Below are 18,929 nucleotides of genomic sequence, written 5' to 3'. Positions count from 1 at the left end.
GTATGACAGGCAACATTGATGTTGGATTTGCCGACCTCTTCGCGGGCAAGCCCGCTCCCACAGGGTTCTGTGTCCACATGCAGAATTGTGTTCAACCTTCCATCAGGTCGCGATGGCAGCACCTAGGTCCCGCGCCAAGCTGCTAAACTCCCGCGCCAAATTACTTCCTGCAAGGCGCCCAGCATGTCTTCCTTGAATCAGGCGCTGCGCGCCGCCCTCGATCATCGCCAGGATTTGCTCACCGAGCTGCACAGCCAGGGCACCGACTGCTATCGCTTGTTCCACGGCAGCCAGGAAGGTGCTGGCGGCCTGACCATCGATCGCTATGGCCCGCAGTTGATGGTGCAGAGTTTCCACCAATCGCTCGAACGCGAAGCGCTGCTGCAACTGCACGAAACGATCAACAACCATTTGGGTATTGAAACCCTGTTGGTCTACAACGACCGCTCTCGCGGCAATTCTCGAATCGATCGCGAAGACACGATCTACCGTGCCGACGAAGCGGCGCTGGAAGATCTGGTCGGTCACGAGTGGGGGCTCAACTACCGGGTTCGCGGCCGTCACGCCGGGCAAGATCCGCTGCTTTTCCTCGACCTGCGTAACACCCGCGGCTGGGTCAAGGACCACAGCAAAAACAAAAGTGTGCTGAACCTGTTTGCCTACACCTGTGGCGTCGGCCTCAGCGCAGCGGCCGGTGGCGCCCGCGAGGTGTGCAACCTGGACTTCGCCGAAGGCAATCTGGCGGTCGGTCGGGAAAACGGTCTGCTCAATCCGCAATTGCCGAGCATGGAATTCATCCAGTCCGATTATTTTCCGGCCATCCGCCAACTGGCCGGCCTGCCCATCAGTCAGCGCCGTGGCCAGAAGCTGCCGAGTTATCCGCGTATGGATCAGCGTCAATACGACCTGGTACTGCTCGATCCGCCCGCCTGGGCCAAGAGCGCGTTCGGTACCGTCGACCTGTTGCGCGACTATCAGAGCCTGCTGAAACCAGCGCTACTGGCCACTGCCGATAACGGCGTGCTGATCTGCTGCAACAACCTGGCGAAAGTCAGCATGGACGACTGGCGTGAACAGGTTTTGCGTTGTGCCGAAAAAGCCGGCCGGCCTGTGCGTGAGTGGACCGTGATGAAACCGGGTGCCGATTTCCCCTCCATGGATCAGCAGCCACCGCTGAAAACCCTGATCCTGCAGCTCTGATCCGCGTAGGACAAATCTGAATAATCCTGAATCGGACGATTGTTTCGGAACCGCAATCGCGTGCCATACTCCAAGGCACTCCGATTCAGACAGATGAAGCCACACATGTACAAAGGATTGATTCGCGCCGTCGGTGCCTTGTTGACTGCTCTGGCCCTCTACAGCCTGCTGGGCTTTCTGATTTTGCCGGGTGTCGCCTTGCGTATCGCCAATCAGCAATTGGCCAATTACGCCACGACGCCCGCCACGCTGCAGCGAATCGAACTCAATCCGTTCAGCCTTGAAGTGACCCTGTGGGGCCTGAAGATAGGTGAGCCGGGCAAGGAACAGATCGGCTTCGAACGCCTGTACGCCAACCTGAGCCTCGACAGCCTCTGGACCAAAGCGCTGCATCTGTCGGATGTCGAACTGGACAAACCCAAGACCGAAATCCTTTTCAGCAAGGACGGCAAGCTCAATCTGCTGGGGCTGTTCAAACTGCCGGCGAGCGAGCCAACTCCAGCCGCCCCGGACGCCAAACCGTTTCCACTGCGAATCGAACGGATCAAACTGGCTGGTGGTGCGATGCACTTCGAGGATGCACGACCCAGCGAGCCAATCGAGTTTCTCTACGACAAACTCGACTTCGAACTGAAAAACCTCAGCACCCTGCCCGAAGACAGCGCCGACATGACCCTGGTGGCCGTCGGGCCTAATGGTGGACAGATCGACTGGACCGGTAATTTCAGCCTCATCCCGCTGGCTTCCGAAGGCAAACTGAAGCTCACCGACGGCAAGATGAAAGCCATTTGGCCCTATGTGCGCGATGCCGTGCCGCTGGACCTGGAAAGTGGCGTCGTCAGCCTGAGCACCGACTACAAGCTCAACCTGTCCAAGGAAACCGAACTGCTGCTGAGCAATGTCTCGGCCACCATCGCGCCCTTCGCCATCAAGGCCCCTGACGGTCGGCCACTGGTGAAACTCGAACGACTGGACGTCAGTGAAACCACGATCGATCTGGCGAAACAGCAAGTGATCGTCGGCAAGATCCGCAGTAACAAACTGGAAACCTGGGCAGCCCTGGAAGCCGATGGTCAACTTGACTGGCAGAAACTGTTCGCCAGCCAACCCTCCAAACCGGCGGCCAAAGCCAAGGCGGACGCCGAACCTGCCCGCGTTCCTGCGGCGGCAGACTCACCGAAACCCGCACCGGAACCCGCCAAACCCTGGCAAGTGCTGCTCAACGATGTACAGCTGCGCAATTACCAGGTGCACCTGGCGGATCGCAAAGCTCAACCTGCGGTGGCCCTGGAACTGGGCCCGCTGAATCTCGACCTGCAGAAGTTCGACAGCCTCAATGGCTCTCCCTTCCAGCTCAAGCTCGACACCGGCGTGGGCAAGCAGGGCAAGCTCACGGCCGAAGGCGAGGTCAACCTGGCACCGGTCACTGCCAAACTTAATGTGAAGACCAGCGACATCGACTTGCGCGTCGCCCAGTCCTACATCAACCCGTTCATTCGTCTGGAACTGCGCAGCGGCATGCTTGGCAGCGATCTGGCGGTCAATCTGAAAAGCACCGAGCCACTCGCCCTCAGCGTCACCGGCCGTGCCCAGGTCGATCAGCTTCATACCCTCGACACCCTGAAAACCCGTGACTTCCTCAAGTGGCAACAGGTGGTGGTCGAAGGCCTGAATTATCAGCATGGCGACAGCCTGTCGATCGACAAGGTCAATCTAAAGCAGCCTTATGCGCGGTTCATGATCAACGATGATCGCACCACCAACATCGATGACCTGCTGATTCCGCAACCGGCGGATTCAGGTGCCAAACCCGCTGCGGCCAAGCCTGCGAGCAAGGAAAAACCGCTGGCCATCCATATCGGCGGCATCGTCATCAATGACGGTTCGGCCAATTTCGCCGACTTCAGCCTGACCCCGAACTTTGCCACCGCCGTTCAAGAACTCAACGGTCAGATCGGCACCATCGACAGTCGTCAGGCCAAACCGGCCAGCGTCGACGTCAAGGGCAAGGTCGACCGCTACGCCCCCGTGACCATCAAAGGCTCGGTCAATCCATTCGACCCGATGGCCAGCCTCGACATCGCCACCAGCTTCAAACGCGTGGAACTGACCACACTGACCCCCTACTCCGGCAAGTTCGCCGGTTATCGCATCCGTAAGGGCCGGCTTAATCTCGACTTGCATTACAAGATCACCAAGGGCCAGCTCCAGGCCGAAAACAAAGTGGTGGTCGAGCAGCTGCAACTGGGGGAAAAAGTCGACAGCCCGGACGCGGTGAGTCTGCCGCTGAAACTGGCGATTGCCTTGCTCAAGGACGTCGATGGCAAGATTTCCATCGAGTTGCCGGTGACCGGCGACTTGAACAACCCGCAATTCAGTGTGATGCCGATTGTCTGGCAGACCCTTCGCAACCTGATCGTCAAGGCGGCCGCCGCCCCCTTCAAACTCATTGGTGGTCTGGTGGCCGGTGGTGGTTCGGAGGATTTGGGCAGCGTGGCGTTCGCGCCGGGCTCAAGTGAGCTGAGCAAGGACGCTGAAGGCGCGTTGGACAAACTGTCCAAGGCCCTCAAGGATCGCCCTGCCCTGCGTCTGGAAATCGAAGGTACGGCGGCGAAGAGTAGCGACGGCCCACTGATCGCCGAGCAGCGCCTGGAACGTGAATATCAATACAACTACTACAAAACGCTCCAGCGGCGCGGCGACAAGGTTCCAGCCCAAGCCTCCATGCTGCAAGTACCGGACAGCGAGAAAGGCCCGCTGCTGGAAGGTATCTACCGCACGCGCCTGAAGACTCAGCCACCTGCCGAATGGAAAGACCTGGGCAAGGAAGACCGCACAGCCAAGTTGCGCGAAGGCGTGATCCAGTTCTGGAGCTCCAGTGAAGTGCTGTTGCGCCAGTTGGGCCAGGACCGTGCCAGCAGCATCAAGGACTATCTGGTCGACAAGGGCCAGCTCGCCGATGACCGCGTGTACTTCATCGATGCACAGTTGGGCGAAGCAGAAAAAGACGGCAAGGTCGTGACGCCGATGCACCTGGACGCCGAGTAATGGTCAAACGGCTGCTACTGGGCCTGGGGCTGGTGATAGCCGCGAGCCAGGCCCTGGCAGCGGACACCCTGCGCTGTGGCAGTCAATTGATCAGCGTCGGCGACCGATCCAGCGAGGTCCTGCAAAAATGCGGTGAGCCGGTCAACCGCGATCTGCTGGGCTACAAACGCAGTGCCAATCGCCGGGAAGAATTTCAGGTCGAGGAATGGACCTACGGGCCGAACGGCGGGATGTATCAATACTTGCGGTTTGAGGGTAATCGCCTGACGCAAATCACCAGTAAACGCGGGAATTAAGCCGGGCAAAGAACTAAATGTGGGAGCGGGCTTGCTCGCGAAAGCGGTGTGTCAGCCAATGTAAAAGTGACTGACACTCCCTCTTCGCGAGCAAGCCCGCTCCCACATTTTGTTAAGCGTCGTCCTTAAAATAAAACAGGCCCCAACACGAATGCCGGGGCCTGTAATGGCCACGTCCTTGTGGCCGTTCGCATGAACACATCAGAAGCGGCAGACGTATGACTCGGCCCGTCTGCCGCGCCTTCTCCCGGTCCAGGCGAGAAGCCTTGCCTTACTCGGCTTTCAGGCCGTCAGCGGAGACCGCTTTGACGCCTTTGATTTTCTTCGCAATCGCCACGGCGGTCATTTTCTGAGAGTCGGTTACCGCAGTGGTGGACGACAGGGAAACAACACCTTTATTGGTTTCGACTTTGATATCGGTACCTGGGATGCCTTTTTCGGTGACCAGGTCGGCTTTGACTTTGGTAGTGATCCAGGTGTCGGAAGTAGCTTCGGTAGCCTTGGTCATTTCACCCGCTGCCAGAGTCATCGGAGCCTGGGTGGCCTGAGTGGTCTGGGCAAACGCAGCGTTGGCCATGGTCAGGGTCAGCGCGGTAGCAGCAGCGGCAGTGATAGCGAACTTCTTCATACGAGTAACTCCTGTTTTTCTGGAAAATCTGCTGATTGTCTTGTCAGCAGGATTACTGGAGATATTGCGAACGCTGTGCCAAGTCTGAGACAGATAAATAATTCTTATAAATCAATAAGTTAAAAAATCGTGCATTTCACGGTATCGTGCAAAATGCATGAGTTGAACTTTCTCTACATGCAAGTTGCAGGTTTTAAAGCAGGCCTAAAGCCATGAATTGTTGGAGTTTTTCCTCGCAATTGGGAATGGCTTTAAAAGCGAGTAAAAAATTCCCCGCACAGGCGGGGTATCAGGCTGCAATTAAATGAATCAAGCTTTCGGGGCGACTCCCGTGCAGCCTTTGGGCGCGTACTCCTGATCGACGGTGGTGTCACATTTCCAGCCTGCCACCGTGCGGGAAAGGGTAATGGTTTTATTCAGCACCGGAGCCGGGGCATTAAGGATCGTGCAACCAATAGACCCGGTGCCATCAACCGCTTTACCTGAGGCGGTGGTCGTGCAGTTGGTGGTTGAAACACCACCGACCTTGCTCAAATCAGGATCCGCTCCTTGATTGATAATGTCCTCGAACGGCACCTTTAACGCCGAAATCTCCGCCAGCCCCGCCGTCACCTTGGCTCGCGCCTGATACTTCGAGTACGCCGGAATCGCGAACGTCGCGAGAATCCCGATGATCGCCACCACAATCAGCAGCTCGATCAGGGTAAAACCTTTTTGAGTGTTCATAGACAGCCTCCGTGCATGAGTCGAAATCTCATGATCTAAAGGTGTGATCAGCACAGCCCATGCCAAGCCCCTTACGCCCTGTTGGCGGGGTATTCACCTGCCGCAAAGACCCTTCCTACTCCCAGGATCCGCACTATCTGACAGTTTTTGTCACCTCAATGTCGCTGGTTTGGTTACGTCGCTTGACTAGGCTATAAGTCATGAATTGTCTGCGTCCGGTATCCCAATGAATGACATCGCCCTCAGCGGTCTGGCCAAGCAATTGGTCCTGGCCGAGCTGCTCACTGACAAAAGCGCGCAACAGGCGTATCAGCAAGCCCAACGCAACCGTATCTCTCTCAACACCGTGGACATCAACATTTCCACCACCGAAGACCAGGTGGAAATCAACATGGAAGGCGTCAACCAGGTCAACGTCAATCCGAAACAGGGCATGGATTTCGCCCAGGCGTTGCGTTCGTTCCTGCGTCAGAACCCGAACGTCATCATGGTCGGCGAAATCCGCGACCTGGAAACGGCGGAAATCGCCATCAAGGCCGCGCAAACCCTGACCCGCCTGCACAACATGGGCATCCAGGGCTTCAACATCGCCACCTCCGTCAACCTGATCATCGCCCAGAGTTTGGCCCGCAAGTTATGCAGCCATTGTCGAGTTCCGCTTGAAATCCCCCGCGAGGCGCTACTCAAGGAAGGCTTCCCCGAGGAACGCATCGGCACATTCACGATCTATGAGCCGGTCGGTTGCGATCATTGCAACGGCGGTTACAAAGGGCGAGTGGGGATTTATGAAGTGGTGAAAAACACACCGCAGTTGCAGCGCTTGATCATGGCCGAAGGCAACGCATTGCAAATCGATGACCAGATGCGCAAGGACGGCTTCAATGACCTGCGCACATCGGGCCTGCTCAAAGCCATGCAGGGCATTACCAGCCTGGAAGAAATCAACCGGGTCACCAAGGACTGAACATGGCGGTCAAGGCAGCGAAAGTCAGCGTGTATGCCTGGGAAGGCACAGACCGTAAAGGCACCAAAATCAGCGGCGAGTTGAGTGGTCAGAACCCGGCGCTGGTCAAGGCACAATTGCGCAAGCAAGGCATCAACCCCGGCAAGGTGCGCAAGAAAACCACGTCGATATTCAACATGGGCAAACGCATCAAGGCCCAGGACATCGCCCTCTTCACCCGGCAAATGGCGACCATGATGAAAGCCGGCGTGCCGCTGTTGCAATCGTTCGACATCATCGGCGAAGGCTTCGACAACCCGGCCATGCGCAAGCTGATCGACGAGGTGAAACAGGAAGTCGCGGCAGGCAACAGCTTCGCCGCTGCCCTGCGCAAAAAACCGCAATATTTCGATGAGTTGTACTGCAACCTGGTGGACGCCGGTGAACAGGCCGGCGCGCTGGACACCCTGCTGGAGCGCGTGGCGACCTACAAGGAAAAGAGCGAAAGCCTCAAGGCCAAGATCAAGAAAGCCATGACCTACCCGCTGGTGGTGGTGTTCGTCGCTATCATCGTCACCGGGATTCTGCTGGTCAAAGTGGTCCCGCAGTTTCAGTCGGTGTTCGAAGGGTTCGGTGCCCAATTGCCGGCGTTCACCGTAATGGTCATCGGGCTTTCGCGATTCATGCAGGACTGGTGGTGGGTCATGCTCGGCGTGCTGATCGCGGCAATCTTCGGGCTGCGCCACGGGTTCAGGACCTCACAGGGCTTTCGCGACCGAATGGACGGCTGGCTGCTGAAGCTGCCGCTGGTGGGCACCTTGATGTACAAATCCGCCGTGGCCCGTTTCGCCCGCACGCTGTCGACCACTTTCGCCGCCGGCGTGCCTTTGGTGGAAGCCTTGGAGTCGGTGGCCGGCGCCACCGGTAACACCGTGTTCAAACGTGCGGTGCTGCGCATCAAGCAGGATGTGTCGACGGGCATGCAGTTGAATTTTTCCATGCGCACGTCGGGTATTTTTCCGAACATGGCCATTCAGATGACGGCCATTGGCGAAGAGTCCGGTGCGCTGGACGACATGCTCGACAAGGTCGCCGGATTCTACGAGGACGAGGTCGACAATATGGTCGACAACCTCACCAGCCTGATGGAGCCATTCATCATGGTGGTGCTCGGTGTTATCGTCGGTGGATTGGTAGTCGCCATGTACCTGCCCATCTTCCAACTCGGCTCAGCGATCTGACATGCCCTTGAACGAAATTCTGATCCACTATCCGCTGGCTTTCGTGATCATCGCCGGGGTGATCGGCCTGCTGGTCGGCAGCTTCCTCAACGTGCTGGTCTGGCGCCTGCCGAAAATGCTCGAGCGCGAGTGGCGTGTACAGGCCCATGAGATCCTCGGGCTGCCCAGCGAAACGCCGCTACCCACTTTCAACCTGATGCTGCCCCACTCCCAATGCCCGCACTGCGGTCACCGGATTCGCCCGTGGGAAAACATTCCGCTGCTCAGTTTTCTATTCCTGCGCGGGCGCTGTTCGGCATGCTCGGCCCCCATCAGCAAACGTTACCCGTTGACCGAACTGGCCTGCGGCGTGGTATCGGCATTCATCGCCTGGCATTTCGGTTTCGGCTGGCAAGCGTGCATGACCTTGCTGCTGAGCTGGGGTCTGTTGGCGATGAGCCTGATCGACGCCGAGCATCAATTGCTGCCGGACGTGCTGGTACTGCCGTTGATGTGGCTGGGGTTGATCGTCAACAGCCTCGACCTGTTCGTACCGTTGCCTGATGCGTTGTGGGGTGCCATTGCCGGCTACATGGCGCTGTGGTCGGTGTTTTGGCTGTTCAAGCTGATCACCGGCAAGGACGGCATGGGCCATGGTGATTTCAAGTTATTGGCGATGTTTGGTGCCTGGGGTGGTTGGCAGGTTCTGCCGTTGACGATCCTGTTGTCGTCTCTGGTTGGTGCGGTTATCGGGGTGATTTGCCTGCGTCTGCGCAATGCCAAGACATCGACACCGATCCCCTTCGGCCCCTATCTGGCAATTGCCGGCTGGATTGCCTTGCTCTGGGGTGGTCAAATAACCGACTTCTATTGGCAGTTTGTCGGTTTGAAATGAATACCCCTGTGGAAAAACCCTGGATTCTCGGCCTCACCGGCGGCATCGGCAGCGGCAAAAGCGCGGCTGCCCAGCATTTCATCGACCTGGGCATACACGCGGTCGATGCCGATCATGCCGCTCGCTGGGTGGTAGAGCCGGGCCGCCCGGCGCTGGCGAAAATCGCCGAACACTTCGGCCCCGGCGTGCTGAAGCCTGACGGTCAACTGGACCGCGCCGCGTTGCGAAAACTGATTTTCGAAGTGCCGGATGAACGCCGCTGGCTGGAAGCCTTGTTGCATCCGTTGATCGCCGAAGAAATCGCCCATCATCTGGCACTGGCAAAATCACCTTATGCGATCCTGGTTTCACCGCTGCTGATCGAGTCCGGCCAGTACGCCATGACTCAGCGCGTGCTGGTCATCGATGCGCCTGAACAACTACAGATCGAACGCACCCTGCAGCGTGACCAGACCAGCGAACAACAGGTCCAGGCGATCCTAAAGGTCCAGTCCAGCCGCCAGGATCGCGTCAGTCATGCCGACGATGTGGTGGTCAATGACCGCGACCTCGCCTGGCTGCACAGCGAGGTCGAACGCCTGCATCACTTTTACCTGACTTTACGTGGAGGCCAGTCATGAGCCAGATTCCAACCGTCGATTGCCCGACCTGCGGCGCCCCTGTCGAATGGAGCCCCGAGAGCAAATTCCGGCCTTTCTGCTCGGACCGTTGCAAACTGATCGACCTCGGCGCCTGGGCGTCGGAAGAGCACAAGATCCCGGTGGCCCCCGATGCCGAGGACGAACTGTTCAGCGGCGACTTCGATCCGCGTCATTGATCCCGCGCGTCGACGATTTCAAGATTTGAATGATCAAGACTTGGGATCGTCGTCCTTCCAGGGGGCCGACAGATAGCGCGTGCGATTGAAGGTTTCCAGCCATTCCGGGCAGAACACCACCAGCGCGCTGACCACCATGCCGTTGATGAACGCTTCGGGAAAAATGATCAGCCACAGATAGCCGATGAAATCCTCGAGCCAGTAAGGCATGGCGAAACGCTCGTCGAACCACAGCACCGTGAGCGCCAGCAACAGGCACAGCAACGCTGAAAGGGCAGCGGCGAAGAAACCGGAAACGAAGATATACACGAAGAGATTGCGCGGCTGCGCACGCTCAACCGCAATCGCACAGCACTCGGTGACCAGCACCGGCAACAGAATGAACAGTGCGCCATTGACCCCCATCGCCGTCAGGTCCTGACGCCCCAGCAGCACCAGCCCTGTTTGTGCAATGAGCCCACCGACGATTGCCAGCGGCCAGTCGAGCAACAGCGTCACCGCTGTCATGCCAATAAAGTGATAGGACACGCCGGTATCGAAATCCCGCCGCACCAGCCACAACATGAACAGCGCAAAAACGGTGCCGAGCACCAGATGCTGACGACGGCTGTCGGTAAACAACTCGACCCAGGGTGCACGGCAGATCGCCCAGATCAGGACCGGCGCGTAGATCAGCCAACCCAGCGTGAGGGTTTGGGGTGACAACAACTCGGCGCCGATCATGGCGAGGCTTACTCCCTGGGCTTGCCGAACGAGAACGAGACCTCAGTCTACACCGCCCCTTGCACAGCCTTCGAGTTCACGCCCAATACCGTGGATCGTTCATTACTGCTTCATGCTCAGCGAATAATCCGGGCAACTCCACCTTGAGAAAATCCACCCACGTGCGGACCTTGGCATCGAGAAAGCGTCGTGATGGGTACAGCGCAAATACATTGCGCTGCCTCGGACGATAGTCCGGCAGCAAGCGCAGCAAGGTGCCGTCGGTCATCGAGCGCGTGGCGGTATAGAACGGAATCAGGCTGATGCCCATCCCGGCCTCTGAAGCCTTGACCATCGACTCGGCAACATTGCACTGGAAGGTCATGGCCGGGTTGACGGCGTGTTCGCCCTTATCGTCTTCGAACACCCATTGATCGCTGTACAACGGGTCGATCATGCGCAGGCACCGATGATCGTTGAGCGCCAACGGAGCGTCCGGCACGCCCTTGCGTTGCAGGTACGCCGGGGACGCGCAGAGCACACTGTAGATCTGCCCGATGGGCTGGCCGACAAACTGCGAATCGGCCAGTTCGTGGGCAATGGAAATCACCACGTCCTGCCCGTCCTCCAAAGGGTCCGGATTGCGCTGCGACAGGGTCAACTCGAACACCACATCGGGATAGAGTTCGCTGTAACGGGCAATCAGCGGCGTTATCAACGTCCCCAGGCCGTTCATGGTGTGCACCCGCAACCGCCCACTGGGCTTGAGGTGGGCGCCGCGAGCCTCGGCAGTCGCCTCTTCCATTTCTTCGAGTATCAGCCGGCTGCGCTGCAAAAATCGTTCGCCGGCCTCGGTCAGGCTCAAGCGCCGAGTGGTGCGTTGCAGCAGGCGAGCCTGTACGTGCTGCTCCAGATCGGCGACCAGTCTGGACACCTGTGCGGTGGACAGCTCCAGCGCATCGGCGGCCGCAGTGAAACTTGCGCAGTCCACGACACGGACGAACACCCGCAAGTTGTTAAGCAAATCCATAAACCTCCCTCGGGGGCAGTCACTGTTACGTTTTATGTAAGGTTGTATCAGGCGTGCGCCCCTTTATCCACCGGTGGCAAGGAATAGACTTGAACCATCGAAACGCAAATGGAGCACGCCAGCATGAAAGTCTTGACCAGCCTGTTTCTGACCCTTATCGCCACAACGGCCATGGCCGCTGACAACGAGCCCCTCGCGGTCCTGTACAACCCGGCACAACCTCTGGAAATCGCCACGGTGGTTTCCGTATCGGATACCGCGACCGCATGTGGAGTTGTGCCGGCGACCATGGTGTATGTCGATCATCAGGGCCAGACCCGTCGCGTGACCTACGACGTCATGGGTGATTGCACCAGCAACCTGTGATCAATGGCTCATAGCAAGGTCCATGTGTAGCTGAGGATCAGACGGTTCTCATCGATATCACTGCGATAGTTGGACCGCGCCATGGCATTGCGAACACGGATGCCAAGGCCCTTGAGGCTGCCGCTCTGCAACACGTAACCGATGTCCAGATCTCGCTCACGATCCTTGCCTTCGTAGCCCTTCCCGGTATCGACGTTGTTGCCGGAGATGTAACGCACGGTGCTGGTCAGCCCCGGCACGCCGAGCGCGGCAAAGTCGTAGTCGTAACGCGCCTGCCACGAACGCTCGTCGGTGAAGGCGAACTCATAGGTCGGCACCTCATTGCCCAGTGGCGAGATGTTGGCGAAGACCCGCGGGAAAGCCGTGTCGCCATACATGGCCTGATAGCCAACGTAGAACGTGTGACCGCCGCGCTTGGCCGACAGCAGAGAGAAGAACGCCTGATTGTCGATGTTGCCCAGCAGCTTTTCGCCATCTTCGCGGGAGTCGAAGTAACCGAGGTTAGCGCCCAAAATCCAGTCGCTCACCGGCTCGCTGTGCTTGAGACCGAGAAACCGCTGGTTGTAGATATCTTCCAGTTGCCCGTACCAGGCACTTACCGACGTGCGCTTTTCGTTGAAGACGTAATCACCGCCGGCAAAATTGAAGCCGTCACTGCTGACCTGGCGTTGCGGCACATGACCGAGCATGGCCTGCATTTTTTCGTCGCCAGCCTCGTTGCGCAGGCTGGTTGAACTCAAGTGACCGCCCTGCACGGTCAGGCCATTGATCTCGTTCGAGGCGATGCTTGCGCCCTGGTAACTCGGTGGCAGCAGACGAATATCGCTGAACACCAACACCGGCAGGTTGGGTTGCAGCTCCCCTACTTTCAGTTCTGTTTTGGAGTAACGCATTTTCAACGCGCCTTCCAGGCGGCTGTAATCATCCGGCGCGCGCCCATCACTCCCCACCGGCAGCAAACCGGTATTGACCCGGTCCGGGCTGCTGTCGAGCTTGACGCCGAGCAGGCCGATCACGTCCACGCCGAAACCGATAGGACCGGGGGTGTAACCCGATTTGACGTTGAGGATGAAACCCTGCGCCCACTCTTCGGCCTTCGATTGCTGGTTAGCCCCAACGATGTCCGAGTAGTCTCGACTGAAGTAGTAATTGCGCGCTTGCAAGGTGGCCGTGGTGTCTTCGATAAAGCCTTTCTCGGCAGCCGTTGCGCCTGTGGAAAAACTGGAGGCGACAGCCAGGGACAACACAGAACCGGTTGCTGGAAAAATCTGTTTCATCGTTTTGTCTCTTATTTTTATTGATCGACTGGAACAACTTGTTTTTGTGCAGCGCTTTGGCTGCGGGTGACGGGTCGGCGGGCGCTCAATATCAGGTGAGTGACCATGCCGAAAATCAGTCCCCAGAAAGCTGCGGACAGCCCCAACAGCGACATGCCCGAGGCGGTGGTGAGAAAGGTCACCAATGCGGCTTCTCGATCACTCGGCACAGCCATCGCGCCGGTGAGCGCGCTGGCAATTGCAGCGAACAACGCCAGCCCGGCCAGGGCCGCGATCAGTTCCCTGGGGAACGCCGAGAACAGCGAAACCAGCGTCGCGCCAAAGATGCCCAGCACCAGGTAACACAAGCCGCCCACCACACCGGCCACATAACGCTTGCCGGGATCTTCGTGGGCCTCGCGGCCGGTGCAGATGGCCGCGGTGATCGCCGCCAGGTTCAGCCCATGGCAACCGAAAGGCGCCAACAGCGCCGTACCCAGGGCGCTGCTGGCGATGATCGGGCCGGCCGGCGTTGCGTATCCGCTGGCACGCAACACCGCCATGCCCGGAACGAACTGGCCGGTCAGCGCCACCATCACCAGTGGCAAGGCGATGTTCAGCGTCGCGCTCAGGCTGAACGTCGGGGTGATCCACACCGGCGTGGCGAAACCGATGACCAGCGCCTCGCGGTGCAGATCGCCGGCGAGAAACGCCATCGAGCATCCCACCAGCAGAACCATCAGTACGGCGTAACGCGGTACCAGCCGTTTACAGATCAGGTAGGTGGCAAACATCGCCAGCACCAGCGCCGGTTTATGTTGCAACGAGGCGAACAGCCCCGTACCAAAGCTGAACAGGATCCCCGCCAACATCGCAGCCGCTACCGCTGCCGGCAGCTTGCTGATGATCCGATCGAACGCCCCCGAGATCCCCACCAGGAACACGATCAGGCTGCTGATCAGGTAGGCGCCCACCGCTTCTTCCATGGAGATTCCCGGCAACAGCGCCACCAGCAATGCCGAGCCCGGTGCCGACCACGCAATGATCACCGGCACCCGGTAACGCAGACTCAAACCGATGCCGAGCACGGCACTGCCGATGGAAATCGCCCAGACCCACGACGACAGCACTTCCTGCGAGAGGTGAGCGGCATCGGCGGCCTGGAAGATAATCACCAGCGGGCCTGCGTAGGAAATTACCGTGGCGATAAATCCGGCGACCGCCGCCGACAGGGAGAAATCCCGAAGCAACTTGTTCATGACACCTCGCCAACAGCGCCTTGAGGCGAGGCCAGTGATTGCCGGGCACTGCGACGACTGCTGACAGCGAACACAGTCATCGCGATGGCCGCGATCGCGCCTGGCAAGGCAAATGCCATGAAGTTCAGTTGCAGCGGCAGGCTGATCCCGAGCAAGGCACCGCCCAGCAGCGGGCCGACAATGGCACCGTTGCGACCGATACCCGACGCCCAGCCCAGACCGGTAGAACGAATCGCCATGGAGTAGAACTGCGCGGCGCAGGCGTACAGCAGAATCTGCGAGCCGATGGTGGTGGCGCCGGCGATGGCGATCAGCAGGTACAACACTGGCGTCGGGCTGTTGAAGCCCAGCAACGTGATCGACACTGCCGCCATGGCAAAGAACACCGACAGCACCTTCGGCAGATTGAGCTTGTCACCCAGCACACCACCGCCCACCGCGCCAAAGATCGCGCCGAAGTTCAGCACAAGAAGGAACGACAGGCTCGAACCCAGGCTGTAGCCGGCATTGGCCATCAGTTTCGGCAACCAGGAACTCAAGGCGTAGACCATCAACAGGCAGCAGAAAAACGCCAGCCACAGCATCAACGTACGCAGTGCACGACCTTCCCGAAACAACTGCAGCACCGGGGTGCCCGTGCCCTTCACCTCAGCCATGTGCAACTGATCGGAGACTTGCGCCACGTAGGCCGGATCGATCCGCTGAAGAATGTTGCGCGCCTCTTCATTGCGCCCCTGACGCAACATGAAACCCACGGATTCAGGCAGGAAGTACATGATCAGCGGCAACAACAGCAACGGCAGGACCGCCACGTAAAACACCGACTGCCAACCGAAACTCGGGATCAGCACGATGCCCAACCCGGCCGACAGCATGCCGCCCACCGAGTAGCCGCTGAACATGATCGCCACCAGGGTGCTGCGGATTTTTTTCGGCGCGTACTCGTTCATCAGTGCCACGACGTTAGGCATCACCCCGCCTATGCCGAGCCCGGCAATGAAACGACAAATACCGAACTCGGTGGGGTTTCGCGCGAAACCATTGAGCACGGTGAAGCCGCTGAAGAGGATCACGCAGATGGTGATGGCTTTTTTACGGCCGATCTTGTCGGACAGCGGGCCGAAGAACAGTGCACCAAACATCATGCCGAACAGTGCATAGCTGCCCAGCGCGCCGGCTTGCAGAGGACTTAGCCCCCACTCCTTCATCAGCATCGGCAGGACCACGCCGTAGATCACCAGATCGTAACCATCGAAGATGATGATCAGGGCACACCAGAACAGCACCATCCAGTGAAAGCGGTTGAAACGAGCCTTGTCGATAACCTCATGTACATCGATTTTGCGCATGGCGTTTATCTCTTTTTGTTGTTTTTTTGAGCGTCGGTAATACGGCGAACGTCCGTACCGCCGATGCTAGAGATGCCAGGAGCAGGTCAATATCCGCGTTGCGCAGATCGCTATCCGTTTTGTGCAGAGGGGGATGTCGAGCGAGAAATTGCAGTGACACGACAAACTGTTTTCTTTGCGATCACATTTGAGCGCTAAGCTTGGGCCTATGGATGATTCAGATTACTTACGCCTGCTGACCATCGCGGCCGAGCAGGCCAACGCCTTTCTATCCAATGCCCGCAAATGGGAGCGTGAGCGTTGGGTCTGCCAGCGCCTGCTGCAAGGGCTGAATATTCCCTACCGCGCCGACGAGTTCGCCCCGGCCGGGGAGCCACCGGACGTGCTGTTTCGCGATGCCAGTTTCGAGGTGTTCTTCGTGCTCGATGAGGGGCGACGCCTCAATGATGAGTGGCGTGATGAACTGCAACGCCGGCGCAGTGCCTTTTCCCTTAGCCAACTGGTGCGGCGCGAAGCCAAGCCGCGGCGTATCCCCGCCAACGAATTCTTGCTGCGACTGGCGCCGACCTTGCGCAAAAAAGCGCACAACTACAAAGAGCGCGGCATGGATCTGGGTGAGCTGGACATCATTGCCTTCGCCAGCCTCAAGCGTGAGGTGCTGGACCTAAACAGCCACTTTCCGCCACCCACTGAATACCTGCGCCAGGGCTGGCGCTCGTTGTCACTGGTCGGCCCAACCTTCGCCCGTGTGCTGTTCGCGCATCCGGACGCACCGGATTTTCTGCGCAGCAATTTGGGACGCAGCATTGTTTTCGATGTCGGGATCAGCCTGTGAGTCCATTGCAGGAGCTGATTGCCGAGGTGCCGCAACAGGGTCGCGTCCGCTGGATCGGTGTACGACCAGAGCGTCACGCGCCAATGATCGAACTTGATGCCGTTGAAGCTCGACTGGAAGCCGGACTTACCGGTGACCGCGCCCGACCCGGTGTGCGCAACGCTCGGCAGGTGACGCTGATCCAGTGGGAACACCTGGCAGTGATCCAATCTTTGATGGGCCGTCCGCTGGATCAACCGCTGCGGCCTGAAGAACTGCGGCGCAATCTCGTTATCAGTGGCATCAACCTGTTCAGCCTGAAAGGCCGGCGTTTCCGCATTGGCCAGGCGATTTTTGAAACCACCGGCTGGTGCCAACCCTGCGCCCGCCTGGAAGCCAACCTCGGCCCGGGGACATTTCAGGCCGTGCGCGGACATGGCGGAATCACCGCCCGAGTGTTACAAAGTGGAATCATTCGCCTGGAAGATGCGGTGAGCGTCGAGCCCCTGCCCTCTAGCGGCTATGCTCCGTTCATCGCGGGATAACGCCCGTTGTAGCTTCATCACATTTAGCAACGTCTACCCCTGACGAGGCCCGATATGACCAGCCGCCTGAACCCCGACGACCAGAAGCATGTCGAAGAGTATCTGCAACTGTCCCAGCACCGAGTCGAGCGCCGGCCTTTCCGGCCGTGGATGCTCCTCGTACTGGTACTGGCAGTGACCATTGGTTTGGGCCTGTTGAGCCGACTTATCAGTTACCTGACGCTATGAGCTGCCTTGCGCTCGCTTGGGTAACCGCACCGATTTCTTTTAGCCTTGCGAGTTATCCCCATGTCCCATCGTATTGTCATTGTCGGCGGCGGCGCCGGCGGTCTGGAGTTGGCTACCCGTCTGGGTAAGACTCTGGGCAAGCGCGGTACAGCCAGCGTCATGCTGGTCGACGCGAACCTGACCCACATCTGGAAACCGTTGTTGCACGAAGTGGCGGCCGGTTCCCTGAACTCTTCCGAAGACGAACTCAACTATGTCGCCCAGGCAAAATGGAACCACTTCGAGTTCCAGCTGGGGCGCATGAGCGGGCTTGATCGCGCGAACAAGAAAATCCAGTTGGCCGCCACCTACGACGAAGCCGGCCTGGAGCTGGTACCGGCGCGGGAGGTGCATTACGACACGCTGGTAATTTCCGTCGGCAGCACCACCAACGATTTCGGCACTCAGGGCGCTGCGCAGCACTGCCTGTTCCTCGACACCCGCAAGCAGGCCGAGCGCTTCCATCAGCAGTTGCTCAACCACTACCTGCGCGCCCACGCCGGGCAAACCGATCAAGTCCAGAAAATCAGCGTAGCCATCGTTGGTGCCGGTGCAACCGGGGTCGAACTGGCTGCCGAACTGCACAACGCGGCCCATGAACTGGCGGCTTATGGCCTGGACCGGATCAAACCGGAAAACATGCACATCACCCTGATCGAAGCCGGGCCACGGGTGCTGCCAGCCCTGCCGGAGCGGATCGGCGGGCCTGTGCATAAAACTTTGGAGAAACTCGGGGTCAACGTGATGACCAATGCCGCGGTCAGCGAAGTGACGGCCGACAGCTTGATTACCGCCGATGGCAACGTCATCAACGCCAGCCTGAAAGTCTGGGCTGCCGGGATTCGTGCACCGGGTTTCCTCAAGGACATCGACGGCTTGGAAACCAATCGCATCAATCAGCTGCAGGTGCTGCCGACCCTGCAAACCACCCGTGACGAAAACATTTTCGCCTTCGGTGACTGCGCCGCCTGCCCGCAACCAGGGACTGATCGCAACGTACCGCCTCGCGCCCAGGCTGCGCATCAACAGGCGTCGCTGCTGGCCAAGTCGCTGAAACTGCGCATCGAAGGCAAGGCGTTGCCGGAGTACAAGTACACCGACTACGGTTCGCTGATTTCGCTGTCGCGTTTTTCCGCTGTGGGTAACTTGATGGGCAACCTCACCGGCAGCGTGATGCTCGAAGGCTGGTTGGCGCGGATGTTCTATGTGTCGCTGTACCGCATGCACCAGATGGCGCTGTACGGCTGGTTCCGCACCGCGATGCTGATGCTGGGCAGCAAAATCGGACGCGGAACCGAGCCACGGCTCAAGCTGCACTGACACCTGACCAGAGTACCCATAGGTCGGTCGCAGAATTTGCGATCGACCGACAAACATTGTGGGAGCTGGCTTGCCAGCGATGGCGGCGGCACATCCGACATCTTCTTTGAATGTGATTGCCCTATCGCTAGCAGGCTAGCTGTGATCTCTCTGTAGGTTGTTCACTCGGGGCTTTTCCGGGAAATTGGAGGTGCGAACCAAACCAAGCTCCGGGAGGCCCCGAGTGAACACTCACAAAAATGCCCGAT

Annotated in this window: 19 protein-coding genes and 1 pseudogene; 13 read left to right on the top strand and 7 right to left on the bottom strand. The window is 58.8% G+C overall.

The window, feature by feature from the left end; all coding sequences use genetic code 11:
- Nucleotides 1-183: 183 nt before the first annotated feature.
- From ACRESJ_RS29855 to ACRESJ_RS29845, 3 genes are all read left to right on the top strand, one after another.
- Entirely contained in the window at nucleotides 184-1,200 is a 1,017-nt protein-coding gene (locus ACRESJ_RS29855; protein WP_431761096.1) for a class I SAM-dependent rRNA methyltransferase, read from the top strand.
- Nucleotides 1,201-1,293: 93 nt separating this feature from the next.
- Nucleotides 1,294-4,248, top strand: coding sequence for a DUF748 domain-containing protein (locus ACRESJ_RS29850; RefSeq protein WP_431761095.1), 2,955 nt, complete (start codon nucleotides 1,294-1,296; stop codon nucleotides 4,246-4,248).
- A complete protein-coding gene (locus ACRESJ_RS29845; protein ID WP_431761094.1) occupies nucleotides 4,248-4,544 on the top strand; it encodes a DUF2845 domain-containing protein in 297 nt (98 codons plus the stop codon). Before ACRESJ_RS29850 ends, ACRESJ_RS29845 begins: the two co-directional genes overlap by 1 nt.
- Before the next feature lie 271 nt (nucleotides 4,545-4,815).
- Here the strand turns inward: ACRESJ_RS29845 and ACRESJ_RS29840 are convergent, their stop codons facing one another.
- Together ACRESJ_RS29840 and ACRESJ_RS29835 are read right to left on the bottom strand one after the other, a co-directional pair.
- Entirely contained in the window at nucleotides 4,816-5,172 is a 357-nt protein-coding gene (locus ACRESJ_RS29840; RefSeq protein WP_431761093.1) for a BON domain-containing protein, read from the bottom strand.
- Between the two features lie 309 nt (nucleotides 5,173-5,481).
- A complete protein-coding gene (locus ACRESJ_RS29835; RefSeq protein ID WP_431761092.1) occupies nucleotides 5,482-5,898 on the bottom strand; it encodes a pilin in 417 nt (138 codons plus the stop codon).
- A gap of 337 nt (nucleotides 5,899-6,235) precedes the next feature.
- Between ACRESJ_RS29835 and ACRESJ_RS29830 the strand changes: the two are divergent.
- The 5 genes and pseudogenes from ACRESJ_RS29830 to yacG form a co-directional block, all read left to right on the top strand.
- Nucleotides 6,236-6,862, top strand: a pseudogene (locus ACRESJ_RS29830) (GspE/PulE family protein); the annotation flags it as partial.
- A 2-nt stretch (nucleotides 6,863-6,864) separates the two neighbouring features.
- A complete protein-coding gene (locus ACRESJ_RS29825) occupies nucleotides 6,865-8,082 on the top strand; it encodes a type II secretion system F family protein (protein ID WP_431761091.1) in 1,218 nt (405 codons plus the stop codon).
- 1 nt (nucleotide 8,083) lies between these two features.
- Nucleotides 8,084-8,956 (top strand): prepilin peptidase, encoded by an 873-nt coding sequence (locus tag ACRESJ_RS29820; RefSeq protein ID WP_431761090.1) that lies wholly within the window; start codon nucleotides 8,084-8,086, stop codon nucleotides 8,954-8,956.
- Complete coding sequence (coaE, locus tag ACRESJ_RS29815; protein ID WP_431761089.1) at nucleotides 8,953-9,576, top strand: dephospho-CoA kinase; 624 nt, start codon at nucleotides 8,953-8,955, stop codon at nucleotides 9,574-9,576. Before ACRESJ_RS29820 ends, coaE begins: the two co-directional genes overlap by 4 nt.
- Entirely contained in the window at nucleotides 9,573-9,773 is a 201-nt protein-coding gene (gene yacG, locus ACRESJ_RS29810; RefSeq protein WP_084319375.1) for a DNA gyrase inhibitor YacG, read from the top strand. The genes coaE and yacG overlap by 4 nt, the downstream gene beginning before the upstream one ends.
- A gap of 33 nt (nucleotides 9,774-9,806) precedes the next feature.
- On the opposite strand, the gene ACRESJ_RS29805 is transcribed toward yacG, so the two are convergent.
- Together ACRESJ_RS29805 and ACRESJ_RS29800 are read right to left on the bottom strand one after the other, a co-directional pair.
- Entirely contained in the window at nucleotides 9,807-10,496 is a 690-nt protein-coding gene (locus ACRESJ_RS29805; RefSeq protein ID WP_431761088.1) for an energy-coupling factor ABC transporter permease, read from the bottom strand.
- Nucleotides 10,497-10,572: 76 nt separating this feature from the next.
- Nucleotides 10,573-11,505 (bottom strand): LysR family transcriptional regulator, encoded by a 933-nt coding sequence (locus ACRESJ_RS29800; RefSeq protein WP_431761087.1) that lies wholly within the window; start codon nucleotides 11,503-11,505, stop codon nucleotides 10,573-10,575.
- Between the two features lie 123 nt (nucleotides 11,506-11,628).
- Between ACRESJ_RS29800 and ACRESJ_RS29795 the strand changes: the two genes are divergently transcribed.
- Nucleotides 11,629-11,871, top strand: coding sequence for a DUF2790 domain-containing protein (locus tag ACRESJ_RS29795; RefSeq protein WP_431761086.1), 243 nt, complete (start codon nucleotides 11,629-11,631; stop codon nucleotides 11,869-11,871).
- An 8-nt stretch (nucleotides 11,872-11,879) separates the two neighbouring features.
- On the opposite strand, the gene ACRESJ_RS29790 is transcribed toward ACRESJ_RS29795, so the two are convergent.
- From ACRESJ_RS29790 to ACRESJ_RS29780, 3 genes are read right to left on the bottom strand one after another with little or no spacing between them, the layout of a single operon-like run.
- The gene (locus tag ACRESJ_RS29790; RefSeq protein WP_431761085.1) at nucleotides 11,880-13,148 is read right to left on the bottom strand and encodes an OprD family porin; all 1,269 of its coding nucleotides are present in this window, start codon (nucleotides 13,146-13,148) and stop codon (nucleotides 11,880-11,882) included.
- Nucleotides 13,149-13,165: 17 nt separating this feature from the next.
- Nucleotides 13,166-14,386: a benzoate/H(+) symporter BenE family transporter gene (locus ACRESJ_RS29785; RefSeq protein ID WP_431761084.1), complete on the bottom strand. Its 1,221-nt coding sequence runs from the start codon at nucleotides 14,384-14,386 to the stop codon at nucleotides 13,166-13,168.
- Nucleotides 14,383-15,735, bottom strand: a complete 1,353-nt coding sequence (locus ACRESJ_RS29780; RefSeq protein ID WP_431761083.1) for an aromatic acid/H+ symport family MFS transporter — start codon at nucleotides 15,733-15,735, stop codon at nucleotides 14,383-14,385. Before ACRESJ_RS29780 ends, ACRESJ_RS29785 begins: the two co-directional genes overlap by 4 nt.
- Before the next feature lie 208 nt (nucleotides 15,736-15,943).
- On the opposite strand from ACRESJ_RS29780, the gene ACRESJ_RS29775 reads away from it, so the two are divergent.
- The 4 genes from ACRESJ_RS29775 to ACRESJ_RS29760 are packed head-to-tail and all read left to right on the top strand — an operon-like array spanning nucleotide 15,944 to nucleotide 18,681.
- Complete coding sequence (locus ACRESJ_RS29775; protein ID WP_007970534.1) at nucleotides 15,944-16,570, top strand: DUF1780 domain-containing protein; 627 nt, start codon at nucleotides 15,944-15,946, stop codon at nucleotides 16,568-16,570.
- Nucleotides 16,567-17,094 (top strand): MOSC domain-containing protein, encoded by a 528-nt coding sequence (locus tag ACRESJ_RS29770; protein ID WP_431761082.1) that lies wholly within the window; start codon nucleotides 16,567-16,569, stop codon nucleotides 17,092-17,094. The genes ACRESJ_RS29775 and ACRESJ_RS29770 overlap by 4 nt, the downstream gene beginning before the upstream one ends.
- A 54-nt stretch (nucleotides 17,095-17,148) precedes the next feature.
- Nucleotides 17,149-17,322, top strand: coding sequence for a DUF3094 family protein (locus tag ACRESJ_RS29765; RefSeq protein ID WP_007996394.1), 174 nt, complete (start codon nucleotides 17,149-17,151; stop codon nucleotides 17,320-17,322).
- 60 nt (nucleotides 17,323-17,382) lie between these two features.
- Nucleotides 17,383-18,681, top strand: coding sequence for an NAD(P)/FAD-dependent oxidoreductase (locus ACRESJ_RS29760; RefSeq protein ID WP_431761081.1), 1,299 nt, complete (start codon nucleotides 17,383-17,385; stop codon nucleotides 18,679-18,681).
- Nucleotides 18,682-18,929: the final 248 nt, after the last annotated feature.

This window comes from Pseudomonas sp. (assembly GCF_050739655.1).
GTDB lineage: Bacteria > Pseudomonadota > Gammaproteobacteria > Pseudomonadales > Pseudomonadaceae > Aquipseudomonas.
The sequence above is the reverse complement of the archived record's forward strand: the minus strand, read 5'-3'. Positions and strand labels throughout refer to the sequence as shown.